Source organism: Ruegeria sp. BHSC029, assembly GCF_059613085.1.
In genome coordinates this window covers 285,940-304,281 of record NZ_JBXWRU010000004.1, presented here as the reverse complement: position 1 = coordinate 304,281, position 18,342 = coordinate 285,940, and the positions used below count along the sequence as shown (strand labels likewise).

At 63.6% G+C, this 18,342-nt stretch carries 16 protein-coding genes; 4 read left to right on the top strand and 12 right to left on the bottom strand.

What is annotated here, in order from left to right; translation table 11 throughout:
• Window positions 1–39: 39 nt before the first annotated feature.
• The gene (thpR, locus tag AC2FML_RS11510; protein ID WP_496735712.1) at window positions 40–603 is read left to right on the top strand and encodes an RNA 2',3'-cyclic phosphodiesterase; all 564 of its coding nucleotides are present in this window, start codon (window positions 40–42) and stop codon (window positions 601–603) included.
• Here the strand turns inward: thpR and AC2FML_RS11505 are convergent.
• The 3 genes from AC2FML_RS11505 to betB form a co-directional block, all read right to left on the bottom strand.
• On the bottom strand, window positions 576–1,934 hold the full coding sequence (locus AC2FML_RS11505; RefSeq protein ID WP_496783226.1) for an MmgE/PrpD family protein: 1,359 nt from the start codon (window positions 1,932–1,934) through the stop codon (window positions 576–578). The two genes, thpR and AC2FML_RS11505, sit on opposite strands and share 28 nt — an antisense overlap.
• Entirely contained in the window at window positions 1,931–4,375 is a 2,445-nt protein-coding gene (locus tag AC2FML_RS11500; RefSeq protein WP_496783224.1) for a GcvT family protein, read from the bottom strand. The genes AC2FML_RS11505 and AC2FML_RS11500 overlap by 4 nt, the downstream gene beginning before the upstream one ends.
• A gap of 142 nt (window positions 4,376–4,517) precedes the next feature.
• On the bottom strand, window positions 4,518–5,972 hold the full coding sequence (betB, locus tag AC2FML_RS11495) for a betaine-aldehyde dehydrogenase (protein WP_170360481.1): 1,455 nt from the start codon (window positions 5,970–5,972) through the stop codon (window positions 4,518–4,520).
• 187 nt (window positions 5,973–6,159) lie between these two features.
• On the opposite strand from betB, the gene AC2FML_RS11490 reads away from it, so the two are divergent.
• Window positions 6,160–6,489 carry a hypothetical protein gene (locus AC2FML_RS11490; protein ID WP_170360478.1) on the top strand — a complete coding sequence of 110 codons (330 nt, stop codon included), beginning with the start codon at window positions 6,160–6,162 and terminating at the stop codon, window positions 6,487–6,489.
• 19 nt (window positions 6,490–6,508) lie between these two features.
• Here AC2FML_RS11490 and AC2FML_RS11485 read toward each other — a convergent pair whose 3' ends face one another.
• Together AC2FML_RS11485 and trhO are read right to left on the bottom strand one after the other, a co-directional pair.
• Entirely contained in the window at window positions 6,509–7,027 is a 519-nt protein-coding gene (locus AC2FML_RS11485) for a potassium channel family protein (protein ID WP_170364636.1), read from the bottom strand.
• 80 nt (window positions 7,028–7,107) lie between these two features.
• Entirely contained in the window at window positions 7,108–8,013 is a 906-nt protein-coding gene (gene trhO, locus AC2FML_RS11480; RefSeq protein WP_496783221.1) for an oxygen-dependent tRNA uridine(34) hydroxylase TrhO, read from the bottom strand.
• A 96-nt stretch (window positions 8,014–8,109) separates the two neighbouring features.
• Between trhO and pncA the strand changes: the two genes are divergently transcribed.
• A complete protein-coding gene (pncA, locus tag AC2FML_RS11475; protein WP_496783220.1) occupies window positions 8,110–8,703 on the top strand; it encodes a bifunctional nicotinamidase/pyrazinamidase in 594 nt (197 codons plus the stop codon).
• A 4-nt stretch (window positions 8,704–8,707) separates the two neighbouring features.
• On the opposite strand, the gene AC2FML_RS11470 is transcribed toward pncA, so the two are convergent.
• Complete coding sequence (locus AC2FML_RS11470; protein WP_170391289.1) at window positions 8,708–9,241, bottom strand: hypothetical protein; 534 nt, start codon at window positions 9,239–9,241, stop codon at window positions 8,708–8,710.
• A 166-nt stretch (window positions 9,242–9,407) separates the two neighbouring features.
• Between AC2FML_RS11470 and pncB the strand changes: the two genes are divergently transcribed.
• Window positions 9,408–10,700, top strand: a complete 1,293-nt coding sequence (gene pncB / locus AC2FML_RS11465; RefSeq protein WP_496783218.1) for a nicotinate phosphoribosyltransferase — start codon at window positions 9,408–9,410, stop codon at window positions 10,698–10,700.
• A gap of 6 nt (window positions 10,701–10,706) precedes the next feature.
• Here pncB and AC2FML_RS11460 read toward each other — a convergent pair whose 3' ends face one another.
• Genes AC2FML_RS11460 through AC2FML_RS11435 form a run of 6 tightly spaced genes read right to left on the bottom strand, consistent with a single transcriptional unit; the run spans window position 10,707 to window position 18,193 of the window.
• Entirely contained in the window at window positions 10,707–12,152 is a 1,446-nt protein-coding gene (locus AC2FML_RS11460; protein ID WP_496783216.1) for an aldehyde dehydrogenase family protein, read from the bottom strand.
• 34 nt (window positions 12,153–12,186) lie between these two features.
• Window positions 12,187–13,785 carry an ABC transporter ATP-binding protein gene (locus AC2FML_RS11455; protein WP_496783214.1) on the bottom strand — a complete coding sequence of 533 codons (1,599 nt, stop codon included), beginning with the start codon at window positions 13,783–13,785 and terminating at the stop codon, window positions 12,187–12,189.
• Window positions 13,782–14,597: an ABC transporter permease gene (locus AC2FML_RS11450; protein WP_496783213.1), complete on the bottom strand. Its 816-nt coding sequence runs from the start codon at window positions 14,595–14,597 to the stop codon at window positions 13,782–13,784. The genes AC2FML_RS11455 and AC2FML_RS11450 overlap by 4 nt, the downstream gene beginning before the upstream one ends.
• Window positions 14,594–15,541 (bottom strand): ABC transporter permease, encoded by a 948-nt coding sequence (locus AC2FML_RS11445; protein ID WP_496783212.1) that lies wholly within the window; start codon window positions 15,539–15,541, stop codon window positions 14,594–14,596. The genes AC2FML_RS11450 and AC2FML_RS11445 overlap by 4 nt, the downstream gene beginning before the upstream one ends.
• A gap of 49 nt (window positions 15,542–15,590) precedes the next feature.
• Window positions 15,591–16,652, bottom strand: coding sequence for a ligand-gated ion channel (locus AC2FML_RS11440; protein WP_496783210.1), 1,062 nt, complete (start codon window positions 16,650–16,652; stop codon window positions 15,591–15,593).
• A gap of 53 nt (window positions 16,653–16,705) precedes the next feature.
• Window positions 16,706–18,193: an ABC transporter substrate-binding protein gene (locus AC2FML_RS11435; RefSeq protein WP_496783208.1), complete on the bottom strand. Its 1,488-nt coding sequence runs from the start codon at window positions 18,191–18,193 to the stop codon at window positions 16,706–16,708.
• Window positions 18,194–18,342 lie beyond the last annotated feature (149 nt).

Below are 18,342 nucleotides of genomic sequence, written 5' to 3'. Positions count from 1 at the left end.
GCCCGGCAAATTCAACCTTTTCCAGATCAGGGGCAACGGATGTCCGGAGCGCTCATTCGATGTTTTGTCGCCATTCCCGTATCTTCCGAAATCGCCCAGATATGCGCCGACGTCGCTCGCGCAGCAAATTGCGGTCGAAGTTTGCCTGCTGAAAACCTTCATCTGACGCTGGCTTTTCTCGGCGACCAGACCCGAAACGCCTTGATCGAATTGAATGATCACTTCGAAGTGCTGAGGCGCCCGGCCATTTCCGTCAGACTGTCCGGGCTGGGCAGTTTCGGAAACTCGCTGCACATGGTGGTAGAGCCCGATCCTGGACTCCTGCACCTGCATGAAAGCGTCCTGCAGTGCATTGGGCGGGCCGGGCTGACGCTGCAACGCCGCCGCTTTCGACCGCATATCACCATAGTTCGGGGTATTGAATCGGCTCTAAACAAGGCCATTTTGCATATCCCAGTTCCCCAAACCACCATGGTGGTGACCCAGTTCAACCTGAACTCTTCCACACTTCGGCCGGACGGCGCACGATATGAAACGCTGTCGACCTATCCTTTGCAACTGCAAGGCTGGTCGGGTCAGGCTGACGACTTCACCGACCGGTAGAGAGGCTGCACTATGTCACTAAACCGGGTGCCGGGATCGGTAAGGTTCAAAACCGCCCTGCTCAGATTCTTGGCAGCAGACTCTCCGATTTCCGGAGAAGAAAACTCGACAAACTTGTCGATGACGTCCTGTCGCGACATCGGAGACTCAGGCCCGCCCCGGGCATGGATGTCGCCCGAGCGGAAAACGCGACCGTCTTGCGTCGTTACCTGAACGTCGGCCCAGCGCCCAGCGGGAAAGCGGGAATTATGGCGGTCCGACTCGGATACGGTGATGCGGCTCAGGAAATCGGCGACCATCGGATCGGACAATCCATCGCCGCCGATGTGCTCGACCCCGATCCGCCCGTGTACCGCAAAAGTCGAGACAGCAAATGGCAGCGAGTATTGCGCCTGCGACGTCGTCTCGGGCATCCCCGAATACAGTTGAACCGCTTCGTGAAAACTGTGGATCTCGACACGGGCGATCTGGTGATGGGTCAGACCGTGCGAGTTCATCACCATGCGCAGCCCGTCTATGGCGGCATGGGCCCAGCGGCAGATCGGATAGGGTTTCACATATTGATGTTCCATCTGCCAAAACGTTCCGAGGTCCTGCCAATAGGGTGCGGCGCGGTCCTCCTCGATGGTGATGGCGGGGGCGCCGGTAAAGCCGCGCTCGGCCAGAATTGCCGCCGACATGCCCACCAGCGCGCCCCAGCCTGAGCCGTCATGCAGCATGGTGGGGTTGGCAATCTCGCGCATCATCTGGCTGCGAGGGCCGTGATATTCGGCAATACCAAGGCCTTGGCGCAACTGGTCCGGTGAATGGCCCCGCAAGCGGGCGGCCATGGCAACCGCGCCCAGTGCGTTCCACGCTCCCGAGGTGTGGTAGTCGCTGACGGTGGCGTGCAGCGCGATACCCGCGCGGCCCGCAATTTCGTAGCTGGTGATGACGGCGGCCAATGCATCGGGTCCCGACAGATCAGGGAAGTGTTCGGCCAATGCGCACAGCGCGGGCACGACCACCACGCCGATATGACCCTTGGTCGGGTTGTAGCCGTCGTGCCCGTCGAGATTGTCGGTCTGCGTGGCGGCCGCGTAGGCCGCGCCTGCCAGACTGACCCGGCGCCCATCGCACAGCATCCGCGCCGAGAATGCAGGATCGGTCGATCCGTACAGCAATGCGGCAGTGTCGCGGGCGATCACGCCGGCCTCCATCGGGGTCGAGGCGATCACGATGCCCAAAGTATCCAGCAGCATCAGGGCCGCCGCTTCGCGCGCGCTGTCGGGCATCTGGTCCGCCGGGCGGTTCAGAACAAACTCGGCGACGCGGGCGAAGGTTTCGGTCACTTGGCACCCTCCATCGCCGGTTTCTGGTCTCGCAGGCGCAGGCCCTTTGGGTCGAACGGAGGCGCATGCAGGATCCGCGCCCTGTGCGGCTTGCCCAGGATGAAGACATGCACCTCGTCACCCGGCTGGGCCACGGCTGGGTTGGCGTATCCGATGGCCAGCGACTTGCCGACCGTATAGCCATAGGCGCCCGAGGTGACGCGCCCGACGGGCGTACCATCTGGGGTGAAGATCGGCTCGCCCCCGCTGGCATCGGCATCGTGGGTGACATCGACCTCGAAAATCGACAGCACCTCGCGCGCGGGATTGTCCTTGATCGCCAGCCAGGCCGCCTTGTGCAGGAAATCCTTGTCTGGCTTGATCAACCCATCCAGACCGACCTCGTGCGGCCAGTACTCCTGCGAATACTCGCGCCCCCATGAGCCATAGCCTTTTTCGATCCGCAACGCGCCCAGAGCACGGCCGCCGACCGGCCCGCCACCACAGGCGCGGGCAGCGTCCAGAAGCGCTGTATAGAGTCTGATTTGGTCCTCTTCGGCGCAGTGCAGCTCCCACCCCAGATCGCCGGTGAAGCTGACGCGGATGGCAAGGCAGGTGACCCCGGCAACCTCGATCGTGGCCGAGCGCATGAAGCGGAACGCCTCATTCGACAGATCGGCGTTGGTCAGCCGTTGCAGGGCCTCGCGCGATTTAGGGCCGGCGATGTTGAGGCCCGCGATGCGGTTTGTGGCGACCTCGACGGTGGTGCCTTCAGGCAGGTCCACCATGTTGAAGAACCGCTGATGATAGCGTTCGGCCATGCCCGAGCCGATCATCATGTATTCGTCTTGGGCCGCCTTGGTGATGGTGAAATCCCCCGCCACGCCGCCACGTACGGAAATCAGCGGGGTCAGGCAAGACCGCCCCACCTCGGTCGGCACCCGGTTGGCCACCAGCCGGTCGAGCCAGTCATGCGCGCCCGGCCCCTTGACGACGTAGTTGGCAAAGTTCGAGATGTCGATCATGCCCACGCTCTCGCGCAGCATCCGGGCCTCGTGCCCCACCGGTTCGAACCAGTTCTGGCGGGTGAAGCCGGTGGTTTCGACCGTTCCGGGCCGGTCGGCGAACCACAGCGGGTGTTCCCAGCCGCAGTTGAGGCCGAAGACCGCGCCCAACTGTTTCTGCATCTCGTAGGCGGGGCGCACGCGGGCGGGGCGGCCGGCGCTGCGTTCCTCGTTCGGGAAATGGATGGCGAAGCGGTGGGAATATTGATCGGCCACCCGCGCCTTGGTGAATTTCTTGTCGGCCCAGTCGCCGAACCGCGCCAGATCCCAGGCAAACATGTCGTATTGCGGCTCGCCCTCGATCATCCATTGCGCAGCCAACAGCCCCAGCCCGCCCGATTGCGAGAATCCGGGGATGATGCCGGTGCAGCAGAAATAGTTGCGCAGCTCGGGCACCGGCCCCCAGATGGCGTTGGAATCCGGAGACCAGATCATCGGGCCGTTGATCACCCGTTTCACACCTGCGGTCGCGGCCACCGGCACACGCTCGGTCGCGCGGATCACGTTTTCCATGATCCGGTCCAGATCGTCGGGAAACAGGTCATGGGCGAAATCCAGCGGCGTGCCGTCCTCGGCCCAGAACCGCATGTCTTTCTCATAGGCGCCGATCAACAGGCCGTTGCCTTCCTGCCGGAAATAATACTCGCCGTCGCGGTCGGCGATCGAGGGCAGACGGCGGCCAAGGGCGGCCACCTCGTCAATCGCCTCGGTCACGAAATACTGGTGCTCGGTCGGTTGCAGCGGCAGTTCCAGCCCCGCCAGCGCTGCCACCTCACGCCCCCACAACCCGGCGGCGTTGACCACCCATTGCGTGTGGATGTCGCCCTTTTCCGTGCGCACGATCCACGAGCCGTCAGGCTGCTGTTCAGTTCCTATTACAGGGCAAAACCGCTGAATCTCAGCCCCCAGCGCCCGCGCTCCGGCGGCATAGGCGTGGGTCACGCCCGAGGGGTCCACGTTGCCGCCGTCGGGTTCATACATGATGCAACGGATGTCATCGAACTGCGCCAGCGGGTGCAGCTCCATCGCCTGTTCGCGGCTGATTTCATGGAAGTTCAAGCCGTAGAACCGCGCCTTGGCCTCTTGCAGGCGCAACTGGTGCTCGCGCGCTTCGGTCTGGGCGAGATACAGCGATCCCGGCTGGAACACGCCGCAGCCCTGCCCGGTTTCCTGCTCCAGCTGCTTGTACAGGTTCATCGTGTAGTGCTGGATGCGCGTGACGTTGTTGTTGTCGTGCAGCCCGTGGATGTTGGCCGCCGCGTGCCAGGTGGACCCGCTGGTCAGTTCGTCCCGCTCCAGCAGGATCACGTCGGTCCAGCCCAGCTTGGCAAGGTGGTAGAGGATCGAGCAACCGACAAGGCCCCCTCCGATCACGACGGCCTGTGCATGGGTTCTCATTGGGCTTTTCTCCTGACTGGCGGGGACGCGTCACCCCTCTGCCTCAGAAGTCAGCCACAGGACCTGCACACCGTATGCTCTGTTCCCGACCCCAAATGTCGGGAACAGGGCAAGTTGGACCGGAATCCCGATTTGGGAACGTCTAGTAGGGTGCCTCGACGTCATTCATCGAGACATAGACGGTTTTCATTTCCGAATAGTGGTTGATCGCCAGCTTCGAATTCTCGCGCCCGACGCCTGACATTTTCGACCCGCCGAACGGGGCCTCGACCGGGGCCAGGTTGTAGGTGTTGATGTAGCAGGTGCCCGCCTCGAACCCGGCCACCACGCGATGGGCGCGGGTCAGGTCGTTGGTGAAGACGCCGGCGGCCAGGCCGAACTCGGTGGCGTTGGCACGGGCCATCACCTCGTCTTCGGTTTCGAAATCCAGCACCGACATGACGGGGCCGAAGATCTCCTCGCGGGCGATGGTCATGTCGTCGGTCACGTCGGCAAAGACAGTGGGCTGAATGTAGAAGCCCGGAAGATCCAGCCGCGCGCCACCATGGACCAGCCGCGCGCCCTCGGCCTTGCCCTTCTCGATATAGCCCAGAACGATGTTCATCTGGGCCTCGCTGACCATCGGCCCGAAATTCACGGCCTCATCCATCGGGTCGCCGATCTTCACATTGGCAAGGCGTTCGGTCAGACGGCTCAGGAACGCCTCTTTGATGCCCTTCTGCACGAAGACCCGCGTGCCGTTGGAACAGACTTGGCCCGAGGAATAGAAATTGCCCAGGATCGCGCCCGAGACGGCGTTTTCGATGTCGGCATCGTCGAACACGATCAGGGGCGACTTGCCGCCCAGTTCCATCGTGACGTGTTTCATGCCCTCGGCCGCGGCGGCATAGACCTTGCGGCCCGTGGGCACCGAGCCGGTCAGCGACACCTTGGCCACGCGCGGGTCGGTGACCAGCGCGGCGCCCACATCGCCATAGCCCTGAACCACGTTGTAGATGCCCTTGGGCGCGCCGGATTCGATCAGGATCTCGGCCACTTTCAACGCCGACAAGGGGGTGGTTTCCGAGGGTTTGAACACCATCGCATTGCCGCAGGCCAGCGCCGGGGCGCCCTTCCAGCAGGCGATCTGGGTCGGGTAGTTCCACGCGCCGATGCCAACGCAGACGCCCAGCGCCTCGCGGATGGTATAGACGAAGTCGCCGCCGCCCAACCGGATATGCTCACCGGTCAGGGACCCGGCCAGCCCGCCGAAATATTCCAACGCATCCGCGCCCGAGGTCGCATCGGCCACCAGCGTTTCCTGCAACGGCTTGCCGGTGTCATGGGTTTCCAGGATCGACAGCTCGCGGTTGCGCTCGCGCATGATGTCGGCGGCGCGGCGCAGGACGCGGCCGCGCTCGGTTCCGGTCATCGCCGCCCAGGCCTTTTGCGCGTGTTTTGCACTTGTTAGAGCGTGTTCGATGATTTGCGGCGTCGCCGAATGCAAGCGGGCGATGACCTCGCCCGTGGCTGGGTAGATCACGTCGATCGGGGTGCCTGCGGTGTCTTCGACATATTCGCCATCAATAAAGTGGCTGGCCTCGGGCTGAACTTTCATCGCGGATCCTTTTTTACTCGGGCCCCGGGGAACCGGTGCCGGTCGGTTTCATCCGCAGGTAATGATTATTGATTGATCAGTCAATAAAGCACTGCTTTGGGCGAATTCTTGCCAACAAAAAAAGGGGCCCTCTTGAAAAAAATGGTTAATGTTCCATTTCTGTTCTACATGATCGGAGGATCACCCGATGGAACAGTCTTTGCGCAAAACCGCCCCGATGGGGCCGACCAACGACTACCACATTCTGCCCGTCACGGACCGTCAGATGCGCTATGCGCGCGCGATCGCCCAGCAGTCCGCGCTGGAGATCCCGGTTGAGGCGCAGCGCGATCGGCGATCCATGTCCGATTGGATCTCGGCGCACAAGCCGCACGATCCCTCCCCCTTTGCCGACTACCCGACGGGCAAACAGGTGGCCTTTGCCGAGCGGATCTCGCGCACCAAACGCCGCCCGATCCCCAGCGAGTGCTTCCGCGACAAACGTGCGATGTCGCAATGGATTGAGCGGAACAAGTGAAGAAATGTGGCCGGCGGCCTCAGGCGTCTTTGTCATGGCGATGGCGATGCGACCGACCATACAGCCCTACGGCCGCTGCCACGAACAGGCCCAGTAGAATATAGCCGGTAATCGCCTCAGCCACGGCAAGCGCGCGGCACACGCCAACCGGCCGCAAGTCACCAAAACCAACCGTCGTGAAGGTAACATACGAGAAGTACAGGACATCCGCCGGACCGCGGGCGCCTTCAACGCACAGATCGTAGTACCCGTATGACCCGTAGACTGCAGCGAACAGGAACGGCACGACCTGGATGAAGGAAATCCCCATCAGCAGCAACTGCCGCTTGGGCGAGCGCACAAGCGCAATGTAGTACCAGGTTTGCGAGAACAGCCAAATCGCCAACCCGATGGTGGCTGCGGCTCCGATCGTGTCGCCGGCTGCGGATTCGGTCAGGTGTGAAAGGATGTACCAAGCCAGAGCGCTTAGCATGACAAGGCCCATCGCTGCGATCAGCGTGGGCTTCCAATCCTGCAATGTGGTTGGATCATGCGCCATCGTCCCCCTCCCCAAGCACGGGTACCGGCCATTTTTTAACGCCGGGCGCATCATCGCAAGCTTTTTTGCGGGATTCGAAGCTATTGGCCGCCGATATGCTCTTCGCCCCGCGCCCTTGCCAGCGAGATCTGTTTCTGCCGTTCGCGGAACCGGGCCTTGTCGGCCTCGGACGTCTCGTGGATGCATTGGTGGCAGGACACGCCGTGCTCGTATTCGGGGCGCTCCATGTCCTGAGGCAGGATCGGGCGGCGGCAGCCATGACACAGCTGGTGCGGTCCCTCGGCCAACCCGTGCCCTACGGAAACGCGATTGTCGAACACGAAGCACTCGCCCTTCCAGGTGCTGTCCTCGGGCGGGACCTCCTCGAGATAGCGCAGGATGCCGCCCTTCAGGTGATAGACATCCTCGATCCCCTGCCCCAGCAGATAGTTGGTGGATTTCTCGCAGCGGATGCCGCCTGTGCAGAACATGGCGACGCGCTTGTTGTGGAACCGGTCCTTGTTCTGCTCCCACCAGGTAGGAAAATCGCGGAAACTGGCCGTTTTAGGGTCGATTGCGCCGTCGAACGTGCCGATCGACACCTCATAATCATTGCGCGTATCGATCACCACCACATCATCCGAACGGATCAGATCGTTCCAGTCCTGAGGCTCGACATAGTGGCCGGTGCGGGCGCGCGGATCGACATCCGGCTGGCCCATGGTCACGATCTCTTTCTTCAGGCGCACCTTCATCTTTCCAAAAGGTGGCTGGCTGGCGGTGGCCTCTTTCCATTCCAGATCGGCGCAGCCCGGCAGCGCCCGGATATGCGCCAGAGCCGCGTCGATCCCGGCGCGTGGGCCGGCGATGGTGCCGTTGATGCCCTCATGCGCCAGCAGCAGCGTGCCCTTGACCGACTGCGCGCGGCACAGCTCCAACAGCGGCGCGCGCAGGGCGTCCGGGTCGGCAAAACGGGTGAAGTGATACAGTGCGGTGATCGTGTACATGGCCGCGATCTAATGCGCGGCCCCCCGCAACGCAAGACACCGCATTGACGACCCCCGCCCGCCCGCCTACCGATAGGACACGCAAAGGAGGCCGCCATGACCCATGCCCTGATCGTGATCGACGTCCAGAACGACTTCTGCCCCGGCGGTGCGCTGGCGGTTCCCAACGGGGATGAGATCGTCGCCCCGATCAATGCCATAATGCCCGATTTCGATGCGGTGATCCTGACGCAGGACTGGCACCCGGCGGGTCATTCCTCGTTCGCGTCATCCCATCCGGGCAAGGCGCCTTATGACGTGGTCGAGATGCCCTATGGCCCGCAGGTCCTGTGGCCCGACCATTGCGTTCAGGGCACGCCCGGCGCCGAATTCCACCCCGACCTGCGTACCGATGCCGACCTGATCCTGCGCAAAGGTTTTCGCAGCGCGATCGACAGCTATTCGGTCTTCTTCGAAAACGACCGCACCACGCCCACCGGGCTGGAAGGCTATCTGCGCAACCGCGGGATCGACCGGCTGACGCTGGTGGGCTTGGCGACCGATTTCTGCGTGCATTATTCAGCTGTGGATGCGGCCCGGCTGGGGTTTGACGTGACCGTCAGAACCGACACCTGCCGGGCGATCGATCTGGATGGATCGCTCGCAGCGGCGGAACAGGCCATGCGCGACACGGGTGTTACGTTGGCCTAGCGATTCAGGGCGTCGCTCCCGCCGCAGCCAGGTATTTCAGCAGGACGAACACGATCACCGCAAGGCCAAGGGCGAAGCCAATGCGCCCGGGCACGGTTCTTCGGTCAGGTTTTGCGGGCGCAGGTGTGGCCGGCTGCGGGCGGCGCACCGGATCGCGGCGTTTGATGCCGATCCCAGGCTGCGCGCTGCGAACATGGCGCAGAAAGTCGCGCAGATCGAATTCACCGCAATACTGGCCGCGCAATCCCGTGGCCCGAATATTTGCAAACAGCTGGCGCAGGATCTTTTCGCGGGCCGCGGCGTCTTCGGGCGGATAGAAACCACGCGATTCACCACTGCCGTGGCTGTCCAGAATGAACCCGGCATCCACGAACACCTGACGCAGCTTCGGTGACGCCCCCCTCAGAGCATCGGCCGTCTTCACGTCGCGAAAACGCGCACAGACCGTTGCGGTTTTCGGCTCGGTCTTAGCCGACGAACCGCAATCGCCCCCATCTTTTGCAATCGTTACAATATCAAAGTCGTAAGCCAGACCCATTCAACCAACTACTACCTTCTCGTACCATCCCACCGTTTAACTAGACCGCGAAAAGAACAGACATTATGCCCGCATTATGGCCTGTCCTTGGCATTGTTACCAAATCCGCGACTCTTGCCATTCACCGCCCCGATTGATCTAACAACGGAAATGGCAGGAGTTCCCCATGGTCGACATCGCGACCCGTGTCTACAATCACAAATGGAAGATCGACCCGATTGTCCGGTCTTTGATCGACACAGACTTCTACAAACTGCTGATGTGCCAGTCAGTGTTTCGAAACCGACCTCAAACAACGGTCGAGTTTTCCTTGATCAACCGGTCGAATCACGTCCCCCTGGCCAATCTGATCGACGAGGGCGAGTTGCGCGAACAGCTGGATCACATCCGCTCGCTCAGCCTCAACCGGGGTGAAAGCACCTGGCTGCGGGGCAACACCTTCTACGGCAAACGCCAGATGTTCCGCCCCGATTTCATGGAATGGTTCGAGAATCTGCGCCTGCCGCCCTATCACCTCGAACGCCGCGGCGATCAGTACGAGCTGACATTCGAAGGCAAATGGCACGAGGTCATGCTGTGGGAAATCCCGGCGCTGGCGGTGCTGATGGAGCTGCGCTCGCGCGCGGTTTTGAACGACATGCGCCGGTTCGAACTTCAGGTTCTCTATGCCCGCGCCATGACCCGTGTCTGGGAAAAGATCGAAACGCTGCGCGGCATTCCCGGTTTGGGCATCGCAGATTTCGGAACCCGGCGGCGGCATTCCTTCCTGTGGCAGGACTGGTGCGTGCAGGCGATGATCGAAGGGCTGGGCCCTGCGTTTACCGGCACGTCGAACTGCCTGATCGCCATGCGGCGCGAGGTCGAGGCGATCGGCACCAATGCACATGAACTGCCGATGGTCTATTCGGCGCTGGCCGAAACCGACGAAGAACTGGCCCGCGCGCCCTATGACGTGCTGAGCGACTGGCATGACGAACATGACGGCAACCTGCGGATCATCCTGCCCGACACCTATGGCACCAAGGGGTTTCTGGACCGCGCGCCCGACTGGCTGGCCGGATGGACCGGCATCCGCATCGACAGCGGCGATCCGGCCAAGGGCGCCGAGATCGCCATCGACTGGTGGAAATCGCGCGGCGAGGATCCCAGCCAGAAGCGGATCATTTTCTCGGACGGGCTCGATGTGGACAAGATCCGCGAATTGCATGGCCAATTCGCGGGCCGGGTGAAGGTCTCGTTCGGGTGGGGCACGTTGCTGACCAACGATTTCCGCGGTCTGGTGCCCGGGGATGCGCTGGCGCCGTTCTCGCTGGTGTGCAAGGCGGTCTCGGCCAATGGGCGTCCGACGGTGAAACTTTCGGACAACCCCGAAAAGGCGATGGGGCCGAAAGACGAGATCGAGCGCTACAAGCGCGTCTTTGGCGTAGGGGAACAAGAAGCGATCGAAGTGATCGTCTAGCCCGGCTCAGCCGTGATGGGCGGCCACGGTTTTCAACTGGGAAAAACCGTACAGCGCCTCGAACCCCTTTTCGCGGCCATGGCCCGATTTGCCGACCCCGCCGAACGGCAGTTCGACCCCGCCGCCCGCGCCGTAATTGTTGATGAACACCTGCCCCGCGCGCAGCCGTTTGGCCAGCCGCATCTGCCGCGCGCCGTCCCGCGTCCAGACCCCGGCCACCAGCCCGTAATCGGTGCCGTTGGCGATTTGAATGGCCTGCTCCTCGGTGTCGAAGGGGATCAGGACCTGCACCGGGCCAAAGATTTCCTTCTGCGCCAGCGGATGATCGGGCGGCACGTCACCAAACAGCGTCGGGCGCACATAGGCCCCGCCCGGCGGCGCGTGATCCACGATCCGGCCTTGTGCGGCGATCTCAAGATCGGCCCCCTGCGCCAGGAAGCCGGTTACGATCTGCTTCTGCCGGTCCGAGATCAGCGGCCCGACCCGCAGATCCTCGGTCGCGGGGCCGACGGTCAGGTCGGTATAGGCGGCGGCCATGCGCGCCTTGACCTCGGCATAGACCCCGCGCTGCACCAGAACACGCGACCCGGCCGAGCAGGTCTGACCCGCGTTCTGGATGCCCGCATTCACCAGAAACGGCAACGCGGCCTGCAAATCGGCATCATCGAACACCAGTTGCGGAGATTTCCCGCCCAGTTCCAGCGTCACCGGCACCACGTTGCTTCCGGCCGCCTGCTGCACCAGCGCACCCGTCGCCACGGACCCGGTGAACGAGATATGATGCACACCCGGATGCGCCGACAGGGCCGCGCCCGCCTCGGACCCGATGCCGGACACCACGTTCAGCGCCCCCGGCGGCAGGCCGGCCTCGGTGGCCAGATGGGCAAAGGCCAGTGCTGTCAGACAGGCCTCTTCGGCCGGTTTCAGAACGCAGGCATTGCCCATGGCCAGCGCCGCCCCGACCGAGCGGCCGATGATCTGCATCGGGTAGTTCCACGGCACGATGTGGCCGGTCACGCCATGCGGCTCGCGCAGGGTATAGACGGTGTAGCCGTCCAGATAGGGGATGGTCTGACCCATCACCTTGTCCGCCGCACCGCCGTAGAATTCGCAATACCGCGCCAGCGCCAGTGCGTCGGCGCGCGCCTGGGTCAGCGGTTTGCCAACGTCCAACGCTTCGAGCAGCGCAAGCTCTTCGGTCCTGTCCCGCACCAACTGCCCCAGCCGGGTCAGGATGCGGCCCCGCTCCAGCGCGGTCGTCCTGCCCCAGTCACCGTCCAGCGCCGCCTGCGCGGCCTGCACGGCGGCATCGATCTGCGGCGCCCCACCGCGCGCAATCCGGCACAGCGGCGTGCCGTCGGACGGGTTGGTCAGATCAAGCGTGTCGTCGGTTGCGACCCAATCGCCGCCGATCAGGCACAGGGTGGGGTCAAACCAGATGGGATTTAGCATATCTGCCTCCAAAACAGGCTCTAACAATGGGATTTCATGCTGCGCCCTGCCCGATCTCGGGCAATTTCGGCACGGCTTGGATCAGGGATTGCGTATAGGGGTGCTGCGGGTCCGCGAACACGCGCTCGGTCTCGCCCTGCTCGACGATCCGGCCTGCTTGCATCACCATCACCCGGTCGGTGATGGTGCGCACCACGCTCAGGTCATGGCTGATGAACAGGTAGGTCAGGTCATAGGCCGCACACAGCTCGGCTAGCAGGTCGAGGATCTGCGCCCGCACGGACACGTCGAGTGCCGAGACGGCTTCGTCGAACAGGATCAGCTCGGGCCGGATGATCAGGGCGCGGGCGATGGCGATGCGCTGGCGCTGCCCGCCCGAGAATTCGTGGATGTATTTCCCCGCATCGTCCGGCGAGAGGCCTACGGCGGTCAGCATCTCGGCGATCCGATGCTGCCGTTCGGACCCGGTGGGCGGCGTTCCCAGCAGGTGAAAAGGCTCGGTGATCAGGCGGGCGACACGGTGGCGGGGGTTGAAGCTGCCGAACGGGTCCTGGAACACCACCTGCATCTTGCGGCGCACGGCCAGATTGGGTTTGCGACCGGTGAACACTGGCAGGCCGCCCAGCAGGATCTGCCCGCCCTGAACCTCCTCAAGCCCCAAAACAGCCCGTGTCAGGGTCGATTTTCCGCAGCCGGACTCGCCCACAAGTCCAAGGCGCTCGCCCCGGTTCAGCGTGAAACTGACGTGGTCCACGGCCCGGTGATGGCCGGGCTTTTCAAACAACCGCGTGCGCGGCAGGCGATAGTCCCGCACCACGTTGCGGACCTCGAGCAGCGGCGCGGGCGCGGGCGGCGCAGGCAATGCGACCCGATGGCCCGAGGCCTGAAACAGCATCCGCGTATAGGGATGCTGCATGTGGCGCAGCAGATGGTCGGTGGCCCCGGTTTCGACCACCCGCCCCTTCTGCATCACCACGATCCGGTCGGCCATGTCGGCCACCACCGCCAGATCGTGGGTGATCATCAGCAGGCCCATGCCGTATTCGGTGACCAGCCCCCGCAGCAGGTCGAGGATCTGCGCCTGCGTGGTCACGTCCAGCGCGGTTGTCGGCTCGTCCGCGATCAGCAGCCTGGGGCGCAGGGCGATGGCCATGGCGATCACCACCCGCTGCCGCTGCCCGCCTGACAGTTCGTGCGGATAGCGCGACAGGGGAAAGCGATCAGGCGGAAGGCCGACGCGGGTCAGAACCTCTTGGGCGCGCGCGCGGGCGGCGTCGGCGGGCATGGCCTTGTGGATCAGGATGGTCTCCATCACCTGATCACCGATGGTCTTCACCGGATTGAGCGCCGTCATCGGCTCCTGAAACACCATCCCGACGGCCGCGCCGCGCAGGCGGCACATCTCGTCCTCGGGGCTGTTCAGAACCTCGTGCCCGTCAAGGCGGACCGAGCCGCTGGCCACGGCCCCTGCGGGCAGCAACTGCATCACCGTCAGCGCCGTCATCGACTTGCCCGAGCCGCTCTCACCGGTGACGGCCACGATCTGACCGGGGTCGATGGACAGGCTGACCTGGTCCAGAACGGGGACCCCGTGGATCGACAGCGACAGGTTATGGATTTCCAGCAGGCTCATGCGCGGGCCACCCGGATGCGAGGGTCAAGCCAATCGCGCAGCCCGTCGCCCAGCAGGTTCAGCCCCAGCACCGTCACGATGATCGCCAGCCCCGGAATCAGAGCCAAATGCGGGGCAAAACTGACCATCGTCTGCGCATCCGCCAGCATCCGGCCCCAGCTGGGCGTGGGTGGCTGCGCACCGAGGCCGACATAGGACAGCCCCGCTTCGGCCAGAATACCAAGGCTGAACTGGATGGTGCCCTGCACGATCAGCAAATTGGCAACGTTGGGCAGGATGTGCTCGACCGAGATCCGCGCCGCGCCCTTGCCCGCGACACGGGCGGCCAGGATGAACTCGCGCTCCCACAGGGACAGCGCCGCGCCGCGGGCGATGCGGGCAAAGACGGGGATGTTGAAGATGCCGATGGCGATGATCGCGTTCACCGCACCGGGGCCGAAGACGGCGGTGATCAGGATGGCGATGACCAGCGAGGGGAAAGCAAAGACCAGATCGTTGCCGCGCATGATCAGTTCGTCCAGCCACGACCCCTTGCGCGCCGCGGCCGTCAGACCCAGCGGCACGCCCAGCGCCATGCCGATGCCCACCGCCACCAGAGCCACCGCGATCGAGGTGCGCGCGCCGACCATGATCATCGAGAATATATCGCGCCCGAAATGATCGGTACCGAACCAGTGCTGCGCATTGGGCGGCTGCAATTTGTCGGGGATGTTCAGCGCGGCGTGGTCATAGGGTGTCCAGACGAAGGACAGCAGCGCCATCAGCACCACCACCGAGGACAGCCCCGCCCCCAGGATCAGAGACCGGCTCATGTGCGGCTCCGCAACCGGGGGTCGACCGCGGCATAGGCCAGATCGACCAGGAAGTTCACCGTGATGACCGCAAAGACCAGCAGCATTACAACCGACTCCACCACGATCAGGTCCCGCGCCGAGATCGCCTGGAACACCAGCCGCCCCAACCCGGGCAGATAGAAGACCTGCTCTATGATGATCGATCCGGCCAGCAGGAAGGAAAACTGCAGCCCGATGATGGTCAACACCGGGATCAGCGCGTTGCGCACCCCGTGCCGCCACAGCGCCTGACGGCGCGACAGGCCCTTGGCGCGGGCGGTGCGCGTAAAATCCTCACCCAGAATGTCCAGCAGTGCCGATCGCATGACCCGCGACAGAATCGCCGCCTGTGGCAGAGCCAGCGCAATCGCCGGCAGGGTCAGCGAGTGCAGCCCGGCCCACAGGCCAGTGTCCCACCCCGCGAACCCGCCCGCGTTGAACCAGCGCAGATTGATTGCGAAGATCAGCACCAGCATCATCGCAAACCAGAAGTTCGGCACCGCGATGCCCAGCTGCGTGGCTCCCATCACCGCCAGATCGCCCGGTTTCCCCCGGCGCGCGGCGGCGAAGATACCGACCGGAAAGGCGATCAACGTCGACAGTGTCAGCGCATAGAGCGCCAGCGGCAGCGACACCCACAGCCGGTCGGCCACCATCTGCGCCACCGGCGTGCGATAGGTGTACGAGGTGCCGAAATCTCCGGCCAGCATGCCGCTGACCCAGTCGAGATAGCGCTGCGGCCGTGACACGTCCAAGCCCAGCTCGGCGCGCAGGGCAGCCAGCGTTTCGGGCTGGGCGTTCACCCCCAGCATGAACGAGGCCGGATCCCCCGGCGCCACCTCGATCACCGCGAAGATGACCACCGAGGCGGCGGCCAGGCTGAGTGCCAGCGAAATCAGACGTTTGAGCGCATATCGGAGCATTGCCGCCACGTTAGGCCGGGATTGGCCGCCGGTCCAGCGGCACAGCGCGTCAGGACTGCATCAGAAACGCCCAGACCGCGTAGCCCACGATCGCGGCATAGCCCAGCGGATAGATCCACTTGATCGCGTAGTTGTCCAGCTTGCGCGCCGTGTCCTCGCGCCCCGAGACCTTGAGCCGCCGCAGCATCACGTTGAACACCACCAGCGCCCCGGTCATCAGGAACATGCATTGCAGGATGAAATCCAGAAAGGTCAGATAGCCCAGCTTGGGCAGATCGGCCGAGATCGCCCAGTTGAAGGCGACAAAGACCAGCAGGTTGGCCCCGGCGATGTCGATCCGCTTGCGGTATTCGTCCAGAAAGAACAGCGCCCAGCCGACCAGAACCAGCACCAGCATCGGCAGGAACACCCGAATGACATAATAGGTCAGGTGGCGCTTGCCCTGAAAGACCAGCGACACCTGATCGCTTTCATTGCCCGACAGGCCGGTCGTGGTCGAGGCCAGCATACGGGCATTGCCCAGAATCCACTCCTCTTCGCCCAGCGTGTCGCCCAGCCCCGAAAACTGGTCCAGCGCGTAGTAATGCACGAAGTCGGACGGAAAGACCGAGACGACCTCGAAATGGAACTCCTGCGTGTCGAAGGGGAACCTGAGGAAGTTGAAATGCGGCGCCTGCAGCGTCAGCGAGGATTTCTCGACAAACGTCACATGCCCATCATAGCGCAGGGCGGCCGCGGATTCGTGCACCCAGCGGTTGGATTGCTGGTTGTGGATGACGAAGGCCGGAACCACCGCATCCCGTTTGGCTGCATGCCGCACGAAGGCCGGCGGATCGAACACGCGGAAATCGCGGCCCAGCTCATCCGGATCGAACGCCAGGGCCGGATCGCTCCATTCAAACCGCAGCACGACCACGGCGCCATAGTTCTCGGCCTTCTGATCGACCGAGGTGATCTGGTCGATCTTGATGCCGACGCCGACCTCGACCGGGTTCTCCGGGGTGCCCAACAGCGCGCTGTGGCCATCCTGAAACAACCCTTGCGCACCCAAAGGCCCCGACACGGTCAGGGCGACCATGAAGAAAAACACCGAAACCAGGCAACGTGTCATCTGAAACAGACCCTAATATGGGGAAACAGGCCCGCCGGGCGGACCCGTAAGGCTCATTCCGCCCAGCTGATCGCGGTCAGGTCGATGGCCGCCGTGGGCGCGTTTTCCCACAGGCCCTGAACCCCGGCCTTGGCCACGCCCAGCTTGGCAAGTTGGAACAGATAGGCGTTGACGTAATCCTCGGCGATCATGCGCTGCGCCTCACCCATAAGGCGGGTGCGTTCATCGGGGTCGGTGGTGGCGTTCAGCGTCGCCATCAGGGCCTGGAAGTCCGGGTTGTCATATTGGAAGTAGTAATCCGGCCGGGCATAGATGCCGATGTCCATCGGCTCGGTATGGCTGACGATGGTCAGGGCGAAATCCTTGCCCTTGAACACGGTTTCCAGCCACTGCGCCCATTCCACGTTGATGATCTCGGCCTTGATCCCGACCTCGGCCAGCTGCGCGGCCACGATCTCGCCCCCGCGGCGGGCGTAGGAGGGCGGCGGCAGGTGCAGCGTAGTTTCGAACCCGTCTGCGAACCCGGCCTCGGCCAGCAGGGCGCGGGCCTTGTCCGGGTCATGCGCCGAATTGCCGGTCAGATCGACATAGGCCGGGTTGTGCGGTGCGAAATGCGTGCCGATCGGCGTGCCATAGCCGAACATCGCGCCGTCGATGATCGCTTGACGGTCGATCGCATGGGCCAGCGCCTGCCGCACCTGCACGTCGTCAAAGGGCGGCTTCTTGTTGTTGGTCGCCAGAATGGTCTCGCCCTCGGTCGAGCCGACAAGCACCTGGAACCTAGGATCAGCCTCGAACTGCGGCAGGTTCTCGGGGGCGGGAAAATTGTCGAACACGTCCACGTCCTCGGCCATCATCGCGGCAAAGGCGGCGGTGGGGTCCGAGATGAACTTGAACGTGGCCTTCTCCAGCGCGGGTTGGTCACCCCAGTAATCGGGGTTGCGCTCTAACGTGATGCGGTCGCCCTGGACCCATTCGGCGAACTTGTAGGCACCGGTGCCCACCGGGTTGGTCTTGATGCCCTCGATGCTTTCGGGCGCCACGATCACCGCGTCGCCCCAGGCCAGGTTGAACAGAAAATTGCCGTTGGGTTCCGCCAGAGTGATTCTGACGGTCAGCGGGTCCACGACCTCAACGCTTTCGATCCCGGCGAACAGGGCCTTCTGCGCATTGGCGCTGTCCTCGGCGGTGGCGCGGTCGAGGCTGAACTTCACGTCCTCGGCATCCATCGTGGTGCCATCGTGAAAGGTGACGCCATCGTGCAGCGTGAAGGTATAGACCTTTCCGTCCTCGGAAATCTCCCAGCTTTCGGCGAGCCCCGGCACGACCGAGCCATCGCCCATGAACCGGGTCAGCCCTTCGAACACGTTGGTGTAGACGACCGAATCGATGGCTTGTGCGGCGGCGCTGGTCGGGTCCAGATGCGGCGGCTCCAGCTGCATGGCGATTGTGATGTCCGACCGGGCCATGGCCTGCGAGGCGATCAGCCCCACGCCCAGCGCCATGGCGCCGGCAAAGATGCGAAAGAACGGCTTGGTCATGTAAATTCCCTCCCAGAATCTGCGGATGGGCGGCGGATGACGCGGCCCTGACGGAATCAATGTCCCTGCAAACCTTGGGTCATTCAAGGAAATGTTCGCGCAACCGGGGTTTCTCTGGCCCCTGCCGATCTGCTATGCCGCGCTGCAAC